Source organism: Paenibacillus sp. SEL3 (genome assembly GCF_054602585.1).
On the sequence record NZ_CM137725.1, the window covers coordinates 5,795,700 to 5,815,172 of the forward strand.

The window sequence follows — 19,473 nt, forward strand, 5'->3', positions numbered from 1 at the left end:
TTTTAATAGACATAATATATAAAAATGGAGGAATATGTTTATGATTAAAAAATTTTCGGTGTTTTTATTAGCTTTTACATTATTGCTGAGTTGTTTACCAATGGTACCTGTATATGCTGCTAACAATGCAATTGCAAAGCTTCCAGGGAATTCGAATCCTCTTATGGACCATAAATTGGGCGCTGATCCCTATGCGTTGGTCTATGATGGAAGAGTCTATATCTATATGTCCAGTGATACGTATGTGTATAACAATGACGGCTCGATTAAAGACAATGACTTCAGCGGACTGGATCGCATCCAGGTCATCTCTTCCGCTGACATGGTGAACTGGACGGATCACGGTGCCATTCCGGTTGCCGGTGCGAACAACAAGAACAACGGCAGAGGCATTGCCAAGTGGGCCGGCAACTCCTGGGCTCCGGCCATTGCGCAAAAAAAAATCAATGGCAAAGATAAATTCTTTCTCTATTTTGCCAATGGTGGAGCCGGCATTGGCGTTCTGACCGCAGACACGCCGATCGGCCCTTGGACAGACCCCCTGGGCAGAGCTCTTGTGACACATAATACGCCGGGAATGGCTGGTGTAACCTGGCTTTTTGATCCGGCTGTGCTGGTGGATGATGATGGCACAGGGTACTTGTATAGCGGCGGCGGCATTCCGAACGAATCCGATCCGGCCTCCATTGCGAATCCGAAAACTGCCAGAGTCATCAAATTGGGCGCAGATATGACCAGCGTTATTGGGAGCGCTACCACCATTGATGCCCCGTACCTGTTTGAAGATTCGGGCCTTCATAAGTATAACGGAAAGTACTACTATTCCTACTGTATCAACTTTGCCGGGACACACCCGCCACAGTACCCTGCAGGTGAAATTGGCTACATGGTCAGCGACAGCCCGATGGGTCCCTTTACTTATAAAGGGCATTTCCTGAAAAATCCGTATACGTTCTTCGGTGTGGGCGGCAACAACCATCACGCTGTATTTAACTTTAAGAATGAATGGTATGTGGTGTACCATGCCCAGACGGTCAGCAAGGCTCAAATTGGAGCTGGGAAAGGCTATCGCTCCCCGCATATTAATAAGCTGACGCATAATGGAGATGGAAGTATCGCTGAAGTGCAGGGGAATATGACAGGAATCGCTCAGTTCTCCAATCTGAATCCGTATACCAGAGTGGAAGCAGAGTCCATGGCGTGGCAAGCGGGAGTCACAACCGAGCCTACTCAAGCCAGCGGCGGTCCCATTAGTAATCTGAATGTGACAAACGTACACAATGGAGATTGGATCGCTGTAGGAAATGCCGACTTTGGTAGCGGTGGAGCCAAGACGTTTAAAGCAAACATAGCGTCCAATGCAGGCGGTAAAATAGAAATACGTCTGGACAGTGCAACGGGTCCTCTGGTTGGAACTCTTAATGTCAGTTCTACTGGAGGAACACAGACCTGGAAGGAAGTCGAAACCACTGTAAGCAATGCAACAGGAGTCCACAAGGTTTTCTTAGTGTTTACCGGAACAGGGACTGGTAACTTATTTAATATTGATTACTGGCAGTTTACACCCAATACTACTGGAACAAGGGTTGAAGCTGAGGATATGACTCTCGGTGGTACTTACGCTGGGAAGATCAGTTCTCCTTTCAATGGGGTCGCTTTATACGCCAATGATGATTATAGTGCATACACTCAGTATTTTGCCAACTCTATTCATAGTATTTCAGTCAGGGGTGCTTCGAATAACTCCAGTACCGCCAGAGTAGACTTGCAAATAGGAGGAACCACAGTTGGCTCCTTTTATTTTACGGGAACTACGCCGACGGTCCAAACCTTGTCTAATATCACCCATGTAACCGGAAATCAAGAGGTCAGACTGATCGTAACCACCGATAACGGGACTTGGGATGCCTATGTGGATTATTTACAATTTAATTAACTAAAACTAAAAGCTTTTGAACCTATCAAAGATTAGGGGCGATTCTAATATGTATAGGAGGATAAGTGTGCTTTTATTAGTTTTACCATTATTCATGAGTATGATGTCCAATACTTCTGTATTTGCAGCTACTACTTTTACAAACCCGTTTATACATGCTGATTCTCCAGACAACGATGTTATCAGGGTAGGTAATACTTTTTATATGACTAGCACGACCATGCACATGAATCCTGGAGTTCCGATCATGAAATCTTATGATCTCGTCAATTGGGAAATCGTAAATTATGTTTACGATACGTATGCCAACAATGACGCACAAAATCTTAACAACGGGCAGAACGAATATGGAAAAGGCTCGTGGGCAAGCAGCCTTAGATATTATAACGGCATCTACTATGTGTCCTTTGGCTCCAATTCTACCGGCAAAACATACATCTATCAAACCAGCAATATAGAAACTGGTCCATGGACATCATCAGTGCTTGACAATTATTATCATGACGCATCGCTGCTGTTTGATAATGGACGTGTATTCTTGGTTTATGGCAGTGATAATATCAGCATTATTGAGCTTACTGCAGATGCAAAGGCTATCAAGCCAGGGGGACTTAATCAGGTGATTATTTCCGCTGCCAGTAATATTGCCGGTTCCAGCTTCATAGTCAAGGCTGAAGGCGCGCACATACAAAAGATCAAGGGAATGTACTATATATTTCTTATATGCTGGCCATCGGGAGGCAACCGCACACAATTAACCTATCGTGCAAGTAGCTTGACAGGACCCTATACAGGTCAGGTGTCATTGAATGATTCAGGTATTGCACAGGGGGGAATTGTTGATACTCCTTCTGGCTCCTGGTATGCTATGCTGTTTAAAGACAGCGGAGCAATTGGACGTATGCCGTATCTTGTTCCGGTTACATGGTTAAATAATTGGCCGGTATTCGGTGTTAACGGTAAGGTTCCTCTTACGATGGATGTTCCTGTTGAAGGTTATCCCGAAAAGAAGGTCTATGCGTCTGATGAGTTTTCATCTTCTCAAGCCTCCAGTCAGCTTATTGCAAACGGTGGATTTGAAAATGCCACCATAAGCCCGTGGACGAATAATAACACTGCATTTGTTGCAGCAACCACTACAGACTATTACATCGGCTCAAAAAGCTTGTTTGTCAGCGGTAGACAACAAACAGCTGCTGGTCCAAGACAAGTAATTACCGGAAAAGTAACAGCCGGCGGAATGTATAATTTTTCTGCAAAGGTTAAATACACTGAAGGTCCTGCCACTAAGCAATTTAATTTTGGTATTCAGAATGGTCCAAGTTACACAGGTATATCGATTCTTGGGTCCACCACGCTAACCAAGGGCCAATGGGGCACAATTCAAGGAACATATACACTTCCGGCAGATGCCGACCTCTCACAAACGTTTATTTTCATTGAGACACCCTACAGTTCAACCCCAGACCCAACAAGTGATTTGATGAATTTCTATGTGGACGATGTTTCGTTTACAGGAACCTCGTCTTCTGAAGCGACTCTTAAAAAGGAGTGGCAATGGAACCACAATCCTGACAATACTCATTGGTCCCTTACACAGCGTCCTGGATTTATGAGAATGACTACAGGGAAAGTGAGTAAAAGTATTCTGGATGCCAGAAATACGCTTACCCAAAGGACATTTGGACCGAAAAGTACAGGAATCATTGCAATGGAAACAAGCGGGATGAAGGACGGAGACTATTCCGGTCTTGCAGCTTTTCAGGCTAATTATGGATTTGTAGGCATAAAGATGAACGGGACCTCCAAATCCATTGTTATGGTGAATGCCAGCTCTGGAGCAATGACTGAAGTGGCAAGTGTCCCTTTCACCCAGAACAGAGTATATCTTAAGCTTATATGTGATTTTACAAATCAGATGGATAAAGCATATTTCTACTACAGTCTTAACGGCACAAATTGGACGGCTATAGGCAACACACTTCCGATGTCATATACAATCCCTCACTTTATGGGATACCGTTTTGCTTTGTTCAATTATGCTACTAAATCAACGGGTGGTTTTGTTGATTTTGATTATTTAAACTTGCAGTGACAAACAAGAGGGTTTGAAGCTGTGGACTTAACTCCCTGGATCTATCAGATGTTAAATAATGGAAATTAAGGGCCGATAGACATCTAAGTTCGTTTCTTGCGCTCCTTCAAGGTTCTTCGGTTCGAAAATCTAACCATGCTAGGCCGCATGAATTGAAAAGCTCAGAGGAAATTACGGACTTCTCCATTGAGATAACAGGGGGAAATGAATGGACTAAACCGACTCCATAATTGGAGTCGGTTTTTACTTGCCAATGGGATAACAACGATTGAAGCTATGGAACTACGATTTTTTGATGGGCATGTTGCGTATAAAAAAATATATATTTACAGTTGTTATAGGAACTTCTTCATTTCATTAAATGCTAACTCCCTGTGACCTGCTTGGCAGTGTTGCTCGCCACCTGTTTCTTTAGTAAATACTTTGGTTGTAATGGACGCAGCATTGATTAATTCTTGTTGGATTTGTGCGAGTCGGCTAATAGGTACGTATTGATCATCTTCTCCAGCTAGTAAAAGAACATCTTGATTAATGAATGCCCCAATGCCGTGCATCGTGTGCTTTTCGAAATTTTTAATGAGATCAAAAGGCGTTGCTTCACCGGTGTTTTCCATCCCTTTGGTAATCTTCCAATGCAAATCAATATTGTGAGTCATCATCTGTTCGAATAATGAATTCACTTGATCTACTTCATTACGTTCGACTAGCTGCACTATGCTTTGGTAAGTTTCTTCTGGCATTCCCATTTTTAAGGCATCTAAACCACAATAGAAAATGTTAAAAGCAACTACTTTATCGATTCTCTTTTCGAAGGCTGCCGCACGCATAGCTAAATATCCTCCCCAAGAAGCACCTACGAGACTTGCACGATCTAGTTTGAAATAATCAATCACCGTTGATATGGGCTTTTCCCAGTTGTGAATGAATTTTAGGCCGTTTTTTAATGCAGTTCCTTGGCCTGGACCATCAAATACAATAATATTGTAATTAATTCCCTTCATGAATTTCATCATTTTAAGCATCTCTTCCATGTAAGAATCATACCCACCAAAGACAAGTAATGTTTTCGTAGCTCCAGGCGTCAACAATTTTACAGCAGGAAGATAGGAATCTTCATATGGAATTTGGTAGGATTCATAATCAAAATCATGAAAGCCTTTAAAGAATGTTTCTCTATATTTTTGATACAATTTTTCTTTATTGGGGTCTGTGGTTGCAAGATAAAATTCTGCTGCTTGATAGTAGACTGAGGCTAAGTCATAGTCCTTGCTGTCTTCGCGTTTCTTTGCAAAATTGAGCCAAGCTTTATACCAGCTATGGGTGTCTTTTAATTTCGGAATCATTTTTTCCAAGTCAGCTTGTGCTCGATCATCTTCTTGATAATAATCATTGATAAAACGATTAATTTGAAGATTGAACTGTTCGTTATTGACATAGGATTTAAACATATATTTTCCTCCTTCAATTTGGGTATGTGCTTACTATAGAGTATAGTTACTACATAAAAAATAATTAGTATCGCATAATCTGTAGGATATCTTACACGGTATATATGAAGTGTTCGAAAACTTACACATAAGGAGCAAGTGGTTAAATGAATGAAGTATCAGAATTTATAAAACAAAAATAGCTATTGAGCGAGCTTTCATTGAATTACTCCAACAACATGATTTTAAAGATATTACGATCAAAAAAGTTTGTGATCAAGCTCTTATTGGACGTTCTACCTTTTATAGTCATTATTTGGATAAGTACGACTTGCTAGAAAAGATAGTTAAACAGTATGCTTCTGATTTTAAAGTTGAAATTGAAAGCGTTTTGATTCCATGGAAGATGGCAAGGTGGCAAACGCCATAGAACTTGTAACCGATCAAATGATTAAAAATAAGATGGAAATTTCAACATTGTTAACCGTTCATGAAATATCCGCCGATTTACGTAAAGAATTTGAACAAATTTTGTTTCGGACTTGTTTAGATTATTTAAAGCAACAGAATTCTTCAACTTCGATCGCATTGGAGTATTTAGCTGAACTATATGCTGCTAACTCAATGACGTCTATTCAGTGGGTTTTGAAAAATGGCAAAGATACTAACATCATTCTTCTTTTAGATAAAATGCAAGAATACATTTTTAATCAGTTAAAGTCTGATCTATATACAAGTTAGCACGCGTGGAGTGATGTTTTTATGACTGATAAATCATCAATGGGTTGCAGAAATAAACTTTAAAGAAGGGGTTGAAGGGAGGAAACAGTAGGAGAATTGAAGCACTGGTTCAATTCTTCTACGCTAACAACATCGTTTCACGAAAAGGTAGCTTGCTGGAACTTTAACTTTATAATCCTTGGGTAAGTCCTAATATCTGATCATTCACATGTACATTACTTAATCCCCCGTGATAACAAACTACGGATGTAATGTCGAGATCTAAATACTTTTTCAATGAGAGACGAGCTGCACCCACATCCGGTGTGGTCGGGACATGAATCCCCCCCCAGAATCCCGTTTACACTGTACATCGAATCCCCGGCAATAAGAGTCTTACTTTGCCTTTCGAGGGATCTCAAGGTGACTATCTTTTAAAAGGGGGATATCCCCCTGAATATACGGCTTATCTAGTTCGTGTGCATAGACTTTGATATGATTGCCACACTCCTGCAAAATCTCAGGAAGACAACCTATATGATCGACATCCTGATGCGTCAAAATCACAGCTTTTAGTTGGCCGAACGACACGTCTTAGCTGAAGCATTTTCTACTCCCTGTGAAATTTCCATAATATCGGACTTCACGAACACGAATTTTTGTCACATTGCCGTGAACTGCATCACGTACATATTCCGTATATTGTGTTTGAGTCACAGAAATTGGTTTCGAGACACCAACAAGTAAATGCAACGTTGCATCATAGGTGTACGTTGTTGGTACACCCAACACGTCAACAGCGCTTGTGATACTACCATAGTCGTTATAAGTCTGTGATGTATTAACCACATACTTATTGGTATTTCCTGATTCATCCTTGGTTTTACGAGTCTTCCAATACCGCAAGATCGAATTACAAAATTGTTAGGTTGATGTAAGGCAAATCGATAGCTTAGGCCAGCCTGGCAGGATAAGATTAGAACAAACGAAAATAGAAATTTTTTGAAAGGAGAATCGAGATGAGGCTGTTTGAACTGTTGCTTTTATTGTCAAACATCGGCTTATTTGCATTAACCGTACTATTAAAAAAAGGACGGCGTAGAATTCCAGTATTCGTTGCAAGCGGGATTGCCACACTTTTACTGGTCATTCATTGGACGGTGGAAGGATACAGAGTTCAGCTATTTTTCCCATATTTCATAACGATCATTTTTTTAGCCATTTCAGGTTATAGCTCTTTTAAAAAAACCGGCCCCAAAAAAATCCCACGATTCATGTTGGGTTCAGCTTATACCGCTATAGCAATAATGCTGGTCGCAACAGCGGGTCTCATGTATGCTTTTCCTGTATTTAAACTACCTGAACCGACAGGCGAATTTAAGGTAGGAACGCAAACTTTTCATTTCGTGGATACAAATAGGGAAGAGATTTTCGACGAAGCCAGAGAGGGTAAGAGAGAATTGATGGTTCAGGTCTGGTATCCGGCTCAAGCTAGCACCGGCAAGTACGCTCCCTTTATTCCCGATACCCAGATTTTACGTTATATGGCCGCGAACTATGGCCTTCCCGAGTTTACGTTTCAACACCTGAAGTACGTATCCAGTCATGCTTATTCGGGGGCCGAAGTCTCTTCGGCACAGACTTCATACCCGCTGATCCTTGCGAATCCCGGCAACGGCTCTTCCAGGTTTCTTCACACGTCGCAAGCCGAAAATCTTGCGAGTCATGGATATATCGTGGCAGTGATCGACCATACCTACAATACATTTGCAACCGAGTTTCCGGACGGGCGAATCACGACCAGCACAACCAACAACTTATTCTCGCCCGACCATGATTACCAGACGAGTAGAGGAAATCGCAACAAGTTGGGAAAAGTTTTAACCGGCGATGTGGCGTTTGCGTTGGACCAATTCGAGCTCATCCAATCGGGGTTGATTCCAAGTCATCTAAAAGGGAGGATTGATCTCGGTCATGTCGGGACGTTCGGTCATTCCATCGGCGGAGCGACGGCCTATGACGCTTCTTATGATCCGCGAATCACGGCTGGAATAGACCTTGATGGAGGGCTTTATCGACTGCGTGACAGAGAGGGTCTACGAAAGCCGTTTTTGTTCATCAACTCGGAAAGCTATTTCGAAAAATTGAAAATGGTGATGGATAACCGGGTCTACACGGATGCAGAGCTTAACCGTATGGGATCAACAAGAGAGTGGGAGGATCAAGTAACGGAAGATAAAAAGTTGGAGCTTGAACGGATGCGCGAAACGGTCGACGAAGGAGGACAAGTCCTCTATATCGAAAATACGGAGCATTTGAATTTTACCGACGTACAGTTCATTTCTCCGATTTTCAAAATGCTGGGCATTACAGGAAAGATTGCGCCCGAAAGAGCGAACTCCGTTATCAATGCCTATATGCTGGATTTCTTCGATAGGTATCTGAAAAATCAAGGCGGAATCTTAATGAAAGGACCGGATAACCGCTTTCCGGAGGTGAAGTTCGTAACCTCGCTATTATAAATTACGGAACAGAGTACCGATTTTGATATGCTCCCCTTCAAGTAGACAGGTTTAATAAATAAACCGCTACTTGAAGGGGAGTTTTCCTTTGTCTAAGAAGAACGAATACAATGCGATTGAGAAACTAGCCATCATACAGGAGTTAAAAGCAGGGCAGAGCAGCCGTGTGGGAGTAGCAAAAAACATAACACAGCGTTACCACCTTAGTGAAGTGGCGACATCGCTATGAGTTGTACGGAATTGAGGGCTAAGGTTTCCTCCGGATAAGAAGATTTGTGGATGCTCACCACCACGTGTCTTCTGGTAATCGTAGATGACCGACGGGGCTACACCGCGTCCGGTGCGATACGTGCTACTACGTTTGTTTTAATGGCAGTTAAATTTCTTATTGATTTATAAAGACCGGCTTTATCTATATGAGAAAGTTATTTTTAAGAAAAAACCTTAAATATAGGTTGAATATGGATTTTGTTTCCATTATACTCCTGCTTGAGCGGTATACCTTTTCAATCGTCTATCTACGATTCTAATTTATGAGCTGTCCAAGAAGAAAAATATAAAGAGAGGTGATCCCCGTTTCAATCGTCAATACCGCTTGAAGGCTTATTTTCCTGAAGTGTCTAAGAACTTGGATTATTATTATTGAGGAGGGAACTAATGCTAAGAAAAGGATTATGTGCGGTTGCGCTGCTCAGTCTCCTAACCGTTCTGCTTCCAGCAATGCATACAAGCGCAGCACCGAACTCGAATCTTGTGTGGAGCGACGAATTTAATGGAACTTCGTTAAATCGGTCCAATTGGACCCCTGAAATCGGTACCGGAAGCGGCGGATGGGGAAACAATGAACTGCAGTACTATACCAACCGTGCGCAGAATTTGCAGGTTACTGGAGGCAATCTGGTGATTACGGCACAAAAAGAAGCTTACGGCGGAATGAATTACACCTCTGCCCGGATCAAAACTCAAGACTTGAAAAAATTCACTTATGGGAAAGTGGAAGCGCGCATCAAGTTACCATCCGGTCAAGGGATATGGCCGGCTTTCTGGATGTTAGGCAGAAACATCAGCTCGGTAGGTTGGCCGAAATGCGGAGAAATCGACATTATGGAACGTGTAAACAACAATCCTTCTGTGAACGGTACTGTGCATTGGGATGCGGGAGGACACGCTGACTTCGGGCGAGTATCGGGCAATCTGGATTTTTCCCAATACCATGTGTACAGCATCGAGTGGGACTCCAAGTATATCCGCTGGTTTGTCGACGGGCAGCAGTTCAATGAATTTTATATAGAGAACGGAACCGGGAACACCGAAGAATTTCAGCAGCCGTTCTTTATTCTCCTGAACCTAGCGGTCGGCGGAAACTGGCCTGGTGCTCCCAATAACTCGACGCAGTTCCCGTCCCAAATGCTAGTCGATTACGTGCGTGTCTATCAATAAAGTGTGGGCATTAGATACAATTCATATGAACATTATAAAAGCAACCCCGGTCATTTACGGGGTTGCTTCAATTCGCTATAAATTAACTCGCCACTAAGTCCTAATATCTGATCATTCACATGTACATTACTTAGTCCCCCGTGATAACAAACTACGGATGCAATATCGAGATCTAAATACTTTTTCAATGAGAGACGAGCTGCATCCATATCCGGTGTGGTCGGAACATGAATTCCCCCGAGAACCCCGCTACACTGTACATCGAATCCCCGGCTATAAGAGTCTTACTTTGCCTTAAATAAAGACTGATATGACCAGGTGTATGCCCAGGCGTATGGATGACGCTAATCCTGCCGCAAAACGGCAGTTCCTGACCATCTATAAGGTATCGTCCACTTTGCCCTTCGGGCGATGCACAAGGTGACTATCTTTAAAAAGTGGGAGTTCTCCCTGAATATACGGCTTATCCAGTTCGTGTGCATAGACTAGACTTTAATATGATCGCCACACTCCTGCAAAATCTCAGGAAGACAACCTATATGATCGACATCATGATGCATCAAAATCACAGCTTTTAGTTTGTCGAACGATACGTCTTAGCTGAAGCATTTCTACTCCATGTAAAATTTACATAATATAGGGCCTCCGTACAATGTAATTGACACCCATACTAAAATAGGTTCAAGGGGCGAATCCAACTCTATGGCGTTGCCGTTCCTTAATGTCAATGGATACAGTGCGAATAGATGTGATAGGAATAACAAGCGTTTGATATTGCGTAAGATATTTAACGAACTTGTCGTCAATCTGATCCAATATCCCGTCGCATACATTTGCCCCATCTATAAAATGAATAGTTACTTCCTTACCTTGTAAACTTGCTAACATGATATCACCTCATATTTTCTTAAAGTTTCTTGCGGATCATTAGGGTTTGAGCATACTCTATAAAGAAGTGATCACCTGATCAATAACACCATATTCCAGTGCCTCCTGAGCGGACATGTAAAAATCCCGGTCCATATCTTTTTCGACTTTTTCAAAAGATTGTCCGGTCCGTTCAGCTGTGATACGGGTTGCCTTTTCACGAGTCCATAAAATTCGTTTTGCGCTGATCGCAATATCGCTGGCCTGACCTTGTGCGCCGCCGTGCGGCTGATGGATCATGATTTCACTGTTCGGCAACGCCGAACGTTTCCCTTTGGCGCCCGCTAGCAACAGGATCGCGCCAAACGAAGCAGCGAATCCCGTACATATCGTGTGTACATCAGGTTTGATGTACTGCATCGTATCATAGATGGCAAATCCTGCGGAAGTAGAGCCACCCGGGCTGTTGATATACATGTAAATTTCTTTTTCCGGATCTTCTGCCGCCAGGAACAATAATTGAGCAATAATACTGTTAGCCAAATGATCATCGATGGCTGCCCCGACAAACACAATACGATCCTTTAATAGTCTGGAATAGATATCGTACGATCTTTCACCTTGAGCAGTTTGCTCAACAACATAAGGAACATAAACACTCATTTTGATACCCCCAATTTCCTGTTTTCAGTTGATTTCTCCTTGTAAACGAACCGAGGCCGTAAAAAGATACGGAGGTTTCAATGGGAAAACGATTTGCGTAAATGGTGTAACTTTTACAACCACTTGTTCGTTTACATTGGAGGTAACAAAGGCTTTGCTCTAGGAAAGGGCAGAATAAGACCGTGGAGGAGAGGACCTATGCGCATAGATGATTCTATACAAATGACAGATAATACAATAAACATCGAGAACTTGGAGGAATTACAGGCAGTCCTGAAGCGTTACTGTCTGTCGCTTACGAAATCAAATTGGGATGCGGAAGAATTGGCTCAGGATACTTGGGTAAAAGCATTAGGAAAGTTAAACAATTTCGAACATACAAACCCCAAAGCGCTTTTGCTGCGGATTGCGAAGAACACCTGGATTGATGAGATACGGAGAAAAGCAGTCTACAGTCGGGTATTGAATAGAGAACAAGCGAAAGTAACTGTGCCGGATCATGGAACTTTTGAAATTGAGATAGCGTTGCAGTCCTTAATGAATCATCTATCACCGCTTCAGAGAACTGTCTTTTTGCTGCGAGATGTGTTCGCATTTTCGATTCGTGAGACATCCGACATGCTCAAAACAACGGAGGGAGCGGTAAAAGTTGCACTCCACCGGGCACGAAAATCGCTTGAAGCAGTCAAGGAGGATCTCCTCAAAGGAGAGTTATCCTTACCGGAAAGTGAAAACTCGAAAACTTTTCTGAGAGCGTTGACAGCGGCATATCATAGGGGGGATATTGCAACATTGGTTATGCTCTCCCATCAGGATGTAATGGAGCCGGACGTGGTAATCGGAATCGTTAATCATAAGCTGCACCGGAGTCTCGCTTCAGTAAAACAAACGGATTCCCATACCATGAGTATGATAGCGGCGTAGTTTGCGAAGAGAAATGTGGAACTCATCATAGTGGTTATTTCTGATAAAACATGTTCCCGGTCATTCCAATTTATAGCTCTTATCTGGGATTAAAATGAAGTATATTAAAGAAGATAGCGGAAGGGGAAGGTTCAAATAGGTGAATTAGAAAATTTGTTAGAAGATAATAACCCCATAGTCTTATATCATGCAATGACACAGATAGGAAAAGAAGGCTTCCGTACAGAATAAATGATAAAAAAATTAAGTGAATTATCATTAAAAAGGGAACCTCAAGATAAACTATTAGGTTATTATAAGGTGGGAGACCTAGCAATAGCGACTTTGATAAAACTTGGAGAAAAGAAAGAAGAAATATCTGGATTTAGAACTTTAGATGAATTTGAAAAAAAGATGGTTTTCCGATTATTTGAAGAAGTTGAATGGTGAGAATTCCTGTTCATCTGGATGAAAGCTTTAAATAAACTTATTTCAACTCGAACCATGAGGAGAAATAGGTTTATTCGTATCTAATGGGGATACACCAAATGAAAAGGATACGTAATCAATCGATGCATGGGACAAGCACATTGCGAATTAAAGCAACTACCTGAACGAAATGAGTGTAATATTTCAAACTGTATTTCTATTGATAACGATGCAAGAAGCCATCAACTAGTTTGGCGTTTGTCATCTGAATTACAGACTGATCTTCGAGTTCCTCGGCCATATCATCATCCGTCATGGACACGAAAAAAATAATATCTTCTTTGGCTTGACCAAATTGATTGAAAAGCACGTCGTCTGTTTCCTTAACTACCTTGGCCATAATTTTTATCATTTCATCTTTATAATCAAGCACATTGTCAGTTGCATATAGAAATTTGCTAATATGATTCAAGTGTGTTGCATCGCCATATTGATATTCGCAAAATCCCCATCTATAATAATTTTCATCTTCCTTGCTGTCGCACAGGCCTTCGGCTTTCATGTTTGTGATATGTCTAACAAGGGATTCTTCTGTATTAACAGCTAGAAACAAGGTGACAAAATCGCTGTCTGTGCCAAAAGCACAGGCGTAAACCTTCTCATTCTTCACTTCTTTCAGTATGCTTTTAAGATCATCCAAAAATCCTGCCCTAAATCTTTCCTCAAATTCATTCAAAAAATTGTTCATCTGGTTCATATGCTCCTTTATGAGTCTTATGCTTGATTATACATTATCATTCTTGGCACGACTCGTGTAGCCTACCATGCTCAGCCAATAGCAAGATTTGCAATGAAAAAAATAAACGCAAGACAGGCTAGCTAAGCAGAAAGTGTAAATCCGTAACATCTAGAAGCCGCTCTTAGGATAACGGGGACTCCTGTTCAGCTGGATAAATGCACTTAATTTCAAATTTTTATTCGGAAGCTAAGTTAGAAAGTGTGTCTCACACTCTGGAAAAAGTATTGGGGAGTCGGTTATGGATGGTAAAAAATTTGTTCTTATGCTTTTACTTTTCTGCTTGTTGGGCATTGTAGGGCTAGTGGCATTAATCTACGGATTTATGTGGTTCGTATTCATGATTAGTATTTAAAATCAGCTATCTAACAGCTCAATTTTTAATCGCTTGCTTTTTGCTGATATCATTTAGCTGGTCCCAGGTGAGCAGAAGTTATGCTATACTTGCGAGGTAAAAGGGGGTGCCTACTGATGGAGAATCTGTTAGGATTGTCTGTGACTTCTTACACTCATGCAAAGCCAATTATTAAGAAAGCGTTACTTTGTATGGGGCGAAACAATTTTTAACGCTGAATAAGCTTTTTAATATTTTTGGCTTTGCACCTTATTTTAAAAAATCAAAATAAGGGGCGAGTAAAATTGAGATATACGAATGCTTCCAAAGTTTTACCTCAAGAATTAATTATAGAAATCCAAAAATATGTTCAAGGAGAGAATCTGTATATTCCTAAGCCAAAAACGGAATATATGGATTGGGGAAGCTTGAGTGGCGGGAGATGGTTGCTAGAACAGCGAAATGCCGCAATCAGAAATGCTTTTCAAAATAGAAGCAGTATCGAGCAATTAGCTAATGAGTTTTTCCTCTCTACCGAAACCATTAAGAAAATTGTTTATTCACATAAAAAGTAGATGGACATAACGTGATAGCTTAAGACGCGACCGGATAATCGCTATGAACGACCAATCCGGTCGCGTCTTTTTGTTTGGTAAAAGGTTTGATGTGCCTTCGCATTCCCACAGCCAGATTCCGAAATACTTTTTTGGCATTTTATTTTTTTTTCATAATTTTTATGTCAAAAATGATTCTAACTCGTTGTTTTCATTTATAAAGCTGATTTTAAACTTAAAATATAAATATAAACGACAACAACAATTGAAGGGAAATATGTATTGATTCATTGTCTTTAAAACAAGAAAGTGAGGAAAAGATTACTATGAGGGAACAAAAAAGTAGAAGTAGACATTTGATTGATCCAGAAATTATCAGTGCAGTTGATTTAATACCAACAACCGATCTTACCGAATCTACACTAAGGGAAGCACGTAAAAATCAATCTCAAATGATGCAACAAATAGATGTAACGCAGATGTTCCCCATTACATTAGAAAAAAAGATTGTGCCAAGTTATTTTAATGGTCCAGATATTCAAATCGAAATCATTAAGCCCAAACAATCAAAGCATCATAAGATGCCTCTATATTATTCGATACACGGAGGCGGGATGGTCTTAGGAAGTCCAGTCGTGGATCGTCCTGCTAATGCATCTCTTGCGGCACAACATGGTTTCTGTTGCGTATCCGTGTACTATCGCCTAGCACCAGAGCATGTACAGCCAAGTCAGTTACAGGATTGTTATTCGGGCCTAAAATGGTGCATTGAACATGCGGAAGAGTTAGGGATAGATACTCAGAAAGTTGCCGTAGGGGGCAGCAGCGCTGGCGGCGGTTTGGCGGCTGGCCTAGCCTTGTACATTCGTGATCAGAAGGAATTCGAAATCCATCATCTAAGATTAATGAGGCCAATGCTAGATGATCGCACAAGTACCGCACCAGAGCACCCATACGCAGGAGAGTTTATTTGGACAAAACAAAGTAATTATTTTGGCTGGAAATCTGTATTGGGGGATGAACCGGGTCAGGAGGAGGTAAGTGAGTATTATGTGCCGGCTCGTGCTAAGTCATTGGCCGGATTACCACCGACTTATATAAATATAGGTACCATTGATTTATTCATTGATGAATCCTTGTTTTTTGCAAAACAATTGGCCTTTGATGGAGTCTTAGTGGAATTACATGTCTATCCCGGGTACCATCATATGTCGCCCGCGTTTCCGGATGCACATTTTTCAAAAGAAGGGGCCAGAACAAGTGAATACGCCTTACTGAAAGCTCTCGAGATCTTTGATATAAATTCTAATGAGTATAATGCTTGAGAGTCATTATCTTTTTTCATCTCTTCCGACTTTTACCACCCATTTAGGGTAAAATAGTACCAAGTATAAAATTCAACTACGGAAGTGGTGATGTCCCATGACAACGAGCAGCAAACCGAATAGACTATCCAAGGAAAAATCACCGTATTTGCTACAGCATGCTCACAATCCGGTAAATTGGTTCCCTTGGTCAGATGAGGCTTTTGAAATGGCTAAACGTGATAACAAGCCTATTTTCCTATCTGTTGGCTATTCCACTTGCCATTGGTGCCATGTTTTCTTAAGCCTCAAAATAAAAACCCTTACTCAGTAAGGGTTTAGTTAAATTGAACAGATATATTCAGATTGTTTGTATCTTTATCATGGATATACTCTATTCTGGAGATGATCATTTTTGCAATCATATTCTTCTCATGTTCAGTTGCAGATTCAGAAGACCAAATATCTTTAAATGACTTTATTAATTTCCTCCGTTCTTTATTCTTTTCTCTGTTGTCATAGTTTATCTCATAACGATGGACCGCTAATTCAGATTCGAGAGCAGATATTTCTTGTTGCCGTTTAACTTTACGCTCCTCATACTCTTCTCGTGTATACTCCTCCATTTCATACATTTCCTTTATCTTAGATAGCGCTCTATTGAGCTTGGTCAACTGAGCTTCTTTTTCACAAATGATCCGCTCTAATTTTTCAATTACATCAGTGTTGATGTAATTATCACTATCAATAATTCTCTGTTCGTAATCAGCTATCTCCTGATCTATAAAGTCAGTAAGGATATTAACCTTCACGCCACTGTTGGTACAATAGTTACCGAAATGGTCATATTTATTACAGGACTTAATTGTTTTAGTACTATAACCATCAGAACGAACATTATACCGCATCATTTTCTTGCATTTCCCACAAAACACTAGGCCAGACAGGGCATATGTTCCTGCCTTTGCACGATTCGGTATAATTTGATTTTTCTCTAGCATGGCTAATAATTTCATATGTTCTTCCTCAGTTTTTACAGCGACATGACAGTTTTCTACAATGACCCATTCTTCTCGTGGGTTAATAATCAGTGGTTGAGTTTTCTTTTTTTTGTGACCAGATCCTTTGGTTTTGTTCGAAATTATTTTCCCTAAATGAACTTCGCTAGTTAGTATTCTTCCTATCGTATTTGAGTGCCATACTCCATTTTTAGGTCCGGGACCAGGAATGCCACGTCTATTAAAATCCCAGCCAATTGCTTCTAAGCTTTCTCCTCCAAAAACCCGGGATTTCATTTCTTGGTAGATAACATTCTTTTCAGGAACGACCTCAAGCCCTTTTATTGCTGCTGTATAAACATAAGGGAAAGGAGCTGGTCCATTTGTCCATTTGCCTAGCCTAGCTCCAATTTTCTTTCCGCGTTGCAAATTTTTCGTAGTTGTCTTATATTCCTGACGGGCGAGCAGTCCCCTTACATCCACAAGCAAATCGTCAGTATCATCAACAAGGTTATATATTTTTTCAGGTGTGACTATGTATGTTTCACTATCACGGAAGATACGCTTTATCTTTCCTTGATCCTCCAGTTCCCCTCTGCCGAGACGCTGGTAATCCACCACAAGCACCGCATCATAAATACCTTCTTCAACGTCAGATAGCAAACTCTTAAATTTTGGTCTGTACTCTATTGTTTCAGAACTCGCTATTTCAACGTATTCAACATACTTCCATCCGTGTTTTACACATATCTCTCTCAAGATAAAGCGGTGCTTTTCAAGATCGGTATCCTCTTCCCCTCGGCTTTTTCGAAGATAAAGAGCGACATATTTTATTATGTATGAAGTATTATCCATAACAAGACACCTTTCAAAATGTAATGACACAAATATACAGCGTTTTGAAAAATAATCAATAATTTTTTGTTAATTATTCGAAATAACTATAAATCATTAGGTTTTCTATAGTGTATTCTTATAACATGGAAAACAAAGAGAGAGCAGCACCCGACACAAACACATGCCTGTTTGACGGTGGTAGGCGTAAGACGAGCGGCACCAGTTAGCCCCTTGCTATAAGACCTACAGAGAGCCGCAAGGGTAGGACAAGCGGGCATGTTGCTCTTTCTGTTTCCACGTGGGGCAATGCATAAGGCAGGAGGGAGCCGAAAGGCGCTAAGCGTGCTATACATCCCTTGACCACATAAACATTACTCCATTCTTGCTAATGTGCGTCTGACGAACGCATTCCTCATGCATGGTGATCCTAGCCGCTAAAGAGTGGATCAGGAGCGCAACTGGTCGCGTAAGCAAGTACCGGATTCCAACAAAGCTTTATATCATGATGTGGTGGCGGAATATAGACGCAGATAATCCCATTACGCAGTCAAAGGGAGTAAATAGCAAAGGCTGCATGCAAGGGTGAAAGTCCCTTGTCCACATCTATTATCATAACCGCAATGGGGTATATCCACGAAGGTTCGATTCCTTCTCGCGAAAAAGAATGGGTGGGTGTGTCGGTGGTTCGAATCCACCAGCGGTTTCATGCAGAATGCGAGGTGCGCTGCGGGGGTCAGTTCCCCACAGTCCTGGTTCAAACCCGGGCTTCTGCTAACATGGAATCAAAATCCATTTTTTTGTTGAATAATTACAATAAAAGACTTATAATGTAAATGTTCATAAATACCTGTAAAAACTTTATCAATCATGAATGCTCTAATGGTTTCTATACATACTGTGCTGGTTGATAGAGTTGACAGGATAAAAAAATCAAAGAAAGTAGGCTTATGAGTATGAAAAACCTTAAAAAAGCTTCTGCAGTATCTGTTTTATCACTAGCTCTTGCAATTCCTTTATCTGCTTCTGCAGCAGCTACGGATGTTGCACCAGCTACAACTAACTCAACATCAGTTTCCCAATCTGCAAACACATCGACCGATGTGAATACACCAAAGGCGGGAGATCATGTTATTACTCCTCAAGACACAAATAAGGTGCTAGCCAAGTCTCTTGCGAATACTGACATGTCAGAGCGTTTCTACATTGATCCTCATTATGGGTATGCTAGAGTGTTTGTATCTAACCAAGGGAGTGCCCCAATTAACATAACAGTAACTCAGGGATCTGCTAGTGGTCCAGTTAAGATGAGTGGAAGAATAAAGAAAGGTGAAGTATTTGATGAAATTAACGGAAGTGCTTGGACTACTGGTAATTTCTATCTTAACCTTACTTCCCCCGGAGGTGTTATGGAGGGCGGTCTTTCAGTACGCTTAGGCAACACAAGAGGAGAATTGCAATAATAATTTAAATACAGCAAGGAGGTCGGCTATCGTGCCGACCTTTTTAGTTTCTTCAATATCACTATTATTATGCACGGTTAGCTTAATGGTAGAGTACAGGCGGGCCCGAGTAAAACAGACCTAAAGGCGTGGGTTCGATTCCCACACCGTGCACCTAATTAAAAGACCTAATGAGAGTGGCGTACATA

16 protein-coding genes, 1 tRNA gene and 4 pseudogenes are annotated in these 19,473 nt (G+C 41.2%); 14 read left to right on the forward strand and 7 right to left on the reverse strand.

What is annotated here, in order from left to right; translation table 11 throughout:
- Window positions 1-40: 40 nt before the first annotated feature.
- Together ACYCS5_RS26605 and ACYCS5_RS26610 are read left to right on the forward strand one after the other, a co-directional pair.
- A complete protein-coding gene (locus tag ACYCS5_RS26605) occupies window positions 41-1,936 on the forward strand; it encodes a carbohydrate-binding protein (RefSeq protein WP_459760361.1) in 1,896 nt (631 codons plus the stop codon).
- Between the two features lie 67 nt (window positions 1,937-2,003).
- Window positions 2,004-4,031, forward strand: coding sequence for a beta-xylosidase family glycoside hydrolase (locus tag ACYCS5_RS26610; protein ID WP_340885303.1), 2,028 nt, complete (start codon window positions 2,004-2,006; stop codon window positions 4,029-4,031).
- Window positions 4,032-4,366: 335 nt separating this feature from the next.
- Here the strand turns inward: ACYCS5_RS26610 and ACYCS5_RS26615 are convergent, their stop codons facing one another.
- Complete coding sequence (locus ACYCS5_RS26615; RefSeq protein ID WP_459760362.1) at window positions 4,367-5,479, reverse strand: alpha/beta fold hydrolase; 1,113 nt, start codon at window positions 5,477-5,479, stop codon at window positions 4,367-4,369.
- 238 nt (window positions 5,480-5,717) lie between these two features.
- On the opposite strand from ACYCS5_RS26615, the gene ACYCS5_RS26620 reads away from it, so the two are divergent.
- Both ACYCS5_RS26620 and ACYCS5_RS26625 read left to right on the forward strand, forming a co-directional pair.
- Entirely contained in the window at window positions 5,718-5,888 is a 171-nt protein-coding gene (locus ACYCS5_RS26620) for a TetR/AcrR family transcriptional regulator (RefSeq protein WP_459761342.1), read from the forward strand.
- Complete coding sequence (locus ACYCS5_RS26625; protein WP_459760363.1) at window positions 5,858-6,199, forward strand: hypothetical protein; 342 nt, start codon at window positions 5,858-5,860, stop codon at window positions 6,197-6,199. Before ACYCS5_RS26620 ends, ACYCS5_RS26625 begins: the two co-directional genes overlap by 31 nt.
- Before the next feature lie 169 nt (window positions 6,200-6,368).
- Here the strand turns inward: ACYCS5_RS26625 and ACYCS5_RS26630 are convergent.
- A pseudogene (locus ACYCS5_RS26630) lies at window positions 6,369-6,769 on the reverse strand (MBL fold metallo-hydrolase); the annotation flags it as partial.
- Between the two features lie 428 nt (window positions 6,770-7,197).
- On the opposite strand from ACYCS5_RS26630, the gene ACYCS5_RS26635 reads away from it, so the two are divergent.
- The 3 genes and pseudogenes from ACYCS5_RS26635 to ACYCS5_RS26645 all read left to right on the forward strand — a co-directional run.
- Window positions 7,198-8,700: an alpha/beta hydrolase family protein gene (locus tag ACYCS5_RS26635; RefSeq protein WP_459760364.1), complete on the forward strand. Its 1,503-nt coding sequence runs from the start codon at window positions 7,198-7,200 to the stop codon at window positions 8,698-8,700.
- A gap of 88 nt (window positions 8,701-8,788) precedes the next feature.
- Window positions 8,789-8,929: a hypothetical protein gene (locus ACYCS5_RS26640; RefSeq protein WP_013371081.1), complete on the forward strand. Its 141-nt coding sequence runs from the start codon at window positions 8,789-8,791 to the stop codon at window positions 8,927-8,929.
- Between the two features lie 428 nt (window positions 8,930-9,357).
- A pseudogene (locus tag ACYCS5_RS26645) lies at window positions 9,358-10,137 on the forward strand (glycoside hydrolase family 16 protein); the annotation flags it as partial.
- A gap of 53 nt (window positions 10,138-10,190) precedes the next feature.
- Here the strand turns inward: ACYCS5_RS26645 and ACYCS5_RS26650 are convergent.
- From ACYCS5_RS26650 to clpP, 3 genes and pseudogenes are all read right to left on the reverse strand, one after another.
- A pseudogene (locus ACYCS5_RS26650) lies at window positions 10,191-10,733 on the reverse strand (MBL fold metallo-hydrolase); the annotation flags it as partial.
- 88 nt (window positions 10,734-10,821) lie between these two features.
- Window positions 10,822-11,028, reverse strand: a complete 207-nt coding sequence (locus ACYCS5_RS26655) for a hypothetical protein (protein ID WP_039275041.1) — start codon at window positions 11,026-11,028, stop codon at window positions 10,822-10,824.
- Window positions 11,029-11,085: 57 nt separating this feature from the next.
- Window positions 11,086-11,670: an ATP-dependent Clp endopeptidase proteolytic subunit ClpP gene (gene clpP, locus ACYCS5_RS26660; protein ID WP_013310269.1), complete on the reverse strand. Its 585-nt coding sequence runs from the start codon at window positions 11,668-11,670 to the stop codon at window positions 11,086-11,088.
- Between the two features lie 198 nt (window positions 11,671-11,868).
- Between clpP and ACYCS5_RS26665 the strand changes: the two genes are divergently transcribed.
- Window positions 11,869-12,594 (forward strand): RNA polymerase sigma factor, encoded by a 726-nt coding sequence (locus ACYCS5_RS26665; RefSeq protein WP_459760365.1) that lies wholly within the window; start codon window positions 11,869-11,871, stop codon window positions 12,592-12,594.
- Between the two features lie 231 nt (window positions 12,595-12,825).
- Window positions 12,826-13,023, forward strand: coding sequence for a hypothetical protein (locus tag ACYCS5_RS26670; protein ID WP_459760366.1), 198 nt, complete (start codon window positions 12,826-12,828; stop codon window positions 13,021-13,023).
- 196 nt (window positions 13,024-13,219) lie between these two features.
- On the opposite strand, the gene ACYCS5_RS26675 is transcribed toward ACYCS5_RS26670, so the two are convergent.
- A complete protein-coding gene (locus ACYCS5_RS26675) occupies window positions 13,220-13,750 on the reverse strand; it encodes a DUF4303 domain-containing protein (protein ID WP_459760367.1) in 531 nt (176 codons plus the stop codon).
- A gap of 687 nt (window positions 13,751-14,437) precedes the next feature.
- Here ACYCS5_RS26675 and ACYCS5_RS26680 point away from each other — a divergent pair.
- The 3 genes and pseudogenes from ACYCS5_RS26680 to ACYCS5_RS26690 all read left to right on the forward strand — a co-directional run.
- Window positions 14,438-14,707, forward strand: coding sequence for a CD3324 family protein (locus ACYCS5_RS26680; RefSeq protein WP_430025779.1), 270 nt, complete (start codon window positions 14,438-14,440; stop codon window positions 14,705-14,707).
- A 305-nt stretch (window positions 14,708-15,012) separates the two neighbouring features.
- Complete coding sequence (locus tag ACYCS5_RS26685) at window positions 15,013-16,011, forward strand: alpha/beta hydrolase fold domain-containing protein (RefSeq protein ID WP_459760368.1); 999 nt, start codon at window positions 15,013-15,015, stop codon at window positions 16,009-16,011.
- A 97-nt stretch (window positions 16,012-16,108) separates the two neighbouring features.
- Window positions 16,109-16,288, forward strand: a pseudogene (locus tag ACYCS5_RS26690) (DUF255 domain-containing protein); the annotation flags it as partial.
- Between the two features lie 40 nt (window positions 16,289-16,328).
- On the opposite strand, the gene ACYCS5_RS26695 reads toward ACYCS5_RS26690, so the two are convergent.
- Entirely contained in the window at window positions 16,329-17,843 is a 1,515-nt protein-coding gene (locus tag ACYCS5_RS26695) for a recombinase family protein (RefSeq protein WP_459760369.1), read from the reverse strand.
- A gap of 929 nt (window positions 17,844-18,772) precedes the next feature.
- Here ACYCS5_RS26695 and ACYCS5_RS26700 point away from each other — a divergent pair.
- Window positions 18,773-19,285 (forward strand): hypothetical protein, encoded by a 513-nt coding sequence (locus ACYCS5_RS26700; RefSeq protein WP_459760370.1) that lies wholly within the window; start codon window positions 18,773-18,775, stop codon window positions 19,283-19,285.
- A 71-nt stretch (window positions 19,286-19,356) separates the two neighbouring features.
- Window positions 19,357-19,438: transfer RNA gene (locus ACYCS5_RS26705), tRNA-OTHER, on the forward strand.
- Window positions 19,439-19,473: the final 35 nt, after the last annotated feature.

Bases quoted from the DNA above. Each gene is read 5' to 3' on its own strand.
- ACYCS5_RS26605 (WP_459760361.1), top strand. From the start codon at position 41: ATGATTAAAAAATTTTCGGTGTTTTTATTAGCTTTTACATTATTGCTG.
- ACYCS5_RS26615 (WP_459760362.1), bottom strand. From the start codon at position 5,479: ATGTTTAAATCCTATGTCAATAACGAACAGTTCAATCTTCAAATTAAT.
- ACYCS5_RS26625 (WP_459760363.1), top strand. From the start codon at position 5,858: ATGGAAGATGGCAAGGTGGCAAACGCCATAGAACTTGTAACCGATCAA.
- ACYCS5_RS26635 (WP_459760364.1), top strand. From the start codon at position 7,198: ATGAGGCTGTTTGAACTGTTGCTTTTATTGTCAAACATCGGCTTATTT.
- ACYCS5_RS26655 (WP_039275041.1), bottom strand. From the start codon at position 11,028: ATGTTAGCAAGTTTACAAGGTAAGGAAGTAACTATTCATTTTATAGAT.
- clpP (WP_013310269.1), bottom strand. From the start codon at position 11,670: ATGAGTGTTTATGTTCCTTATGTTGTTGAGCAAACTGCTCAAGGTGAA.
- ACYCS5_RS26665 (WP_459760365.1), top strand. From the start codon at position 11,869: ATGCGCATAGATGATTCTATACAAATGACAGATAATACAATAAACATC.
- ACYCS5_RS26670 (WP_459760366.1), top strand. From the start codon at position 12,826: ATGATAAAAAAATTAAGTGAATTATCATTAAAAAGGGAACCTCAAGAT.
- ACYCS5_RS26675 (WP_459760367.1), bottom strand. From the start codon at position 13,750: ATGAACAATTTTTTGAATGAATTTGAGGAAAGATTTAGGGCAGGATTT.
- ACYCS5_RS26685 (WP_459760368.1), top strand. From the start codon at position 15,013: ATGAGGGAACAAAAAAGTAGAAGTAGACATTTGATTGATCCAGAAATT.
- ACYCS5_RS26695 (WP_459760369.1), bottom strand. From the start codon at position 17,843: ATGGATAATACTTCATACATAATAAAATATGTCGCTCTTTATCTTCGA.
- ACYCS5_RS26700 (WP_459760370.1), top strand. From the start codon at position 18,773: ATGAGTATGAAAAACCTTAAAAAAGCTTCTGCAGTATCTGTTTTATCA.